Below are 732 nucleotides of genomic sequence, written 5' to 3'. Positions count from 1 at the left end.
TCTAGTTTTATTGCCGGTGGATGTCGTTGCATCGTGACCGGCCAACTTCCGGTATCGTCATGTTGCACGTTGTGCCTGTCAGCACTTCACCAAGTTCGCAATCCAGCATTCCCGTCCCGTGTTCATCAAAAGCCAGGTTCTTGAAAGAGCGTGATTTCGTCGAGCCTGGCAGAGTCCTTTTCCACCAAGGCCAGCCGACAGTTCATCAGCTTCGGTTATCTGAAGGCTGTATCGCGCTATCCCAGACCCTTGCGGACGGGCGTCGTCAGATCGTCGACATCATCGGACCCGGCGGGCTGGTCGGAATTGCTCTCGGTGAAAAGAACCGGATGACTGCCGAAACGCTGAGCTATTGCTACATCGAGCGACAACATGCCGACGATGTCGCCGAGATCTACACCGCGATTGGCGAGGCCATGAAGCGGATCGAAGCGCACACCGTGCTCCTGGGGCGGAAGACAGCGCCTGAACGAGTAGCGAGCGCGATCCTCGATCTTTCAGAACGTTTTTCGCCAGCGCGCGGGCAGCGAGAGCCGTGTCTTCAACCTCTATCTTGGGCGGGGTGATCTGGCCGATTGGTTGGGGCTCTCGCTGGAAACTGTAAGCCGCTGCTTTACCAAGCTCAAACGGGCTCAGCTAATCGATTTCGATGAGCCCGAAATCGTCACCCTGCTGAATCTACCGGTACTCCAAGCGATTGCCGATGGCGCAGCATCCGTCTGAGCGGGATGT

Annotated in this window: 2 protein-coding genes; both read left to right on the top strand. The window is 57.0% G+C overall.

The features are described from left to right. Positions 1 to 140: 140 nt before the first annotated feature. On the top strand, positions 141 to 566 hold the full coding sequence (locus tag FAA86_RS24415; protein ID WP_167495092.1) for a Crp/Fnr family transcriptional regulator: 426 nt from the start codon (positions 141 to 143) through the stop codon (positions 564 to 566). A gap of 13 nt (positions 567 to 579) precedes the next feature. Further along, positions 580 to 723 carry a helix-turn-helix domain-containing protein gene (locus FAA86_RS25270; RefSeq protein ID WP_425467459.1) on the top strand — a complete coding sequence of 48 codons (144 nt, stop codon included), beginning with the start codon at positions 580 to 582 and terminating at the stop codon, positions 721 to 723. Positions 724 to 732: the final 9 nt, after the last annotated feature.

The sequence above is a fragment of the Rhizobium rosettiformans W3 genome (assembly GCF_004912135.1).
In the GTDB taxonomy this organism is placed as follows: Bacteria; Pseudomonadota; Alphaproteobacteria; order Rhizobiales; family Rhizobiaceae; genus Allorhizobium; species Allorhizobium rosettiformans.
This window is presented reverse-complemented; position numbering and strand designations above follow the sequence as displayed.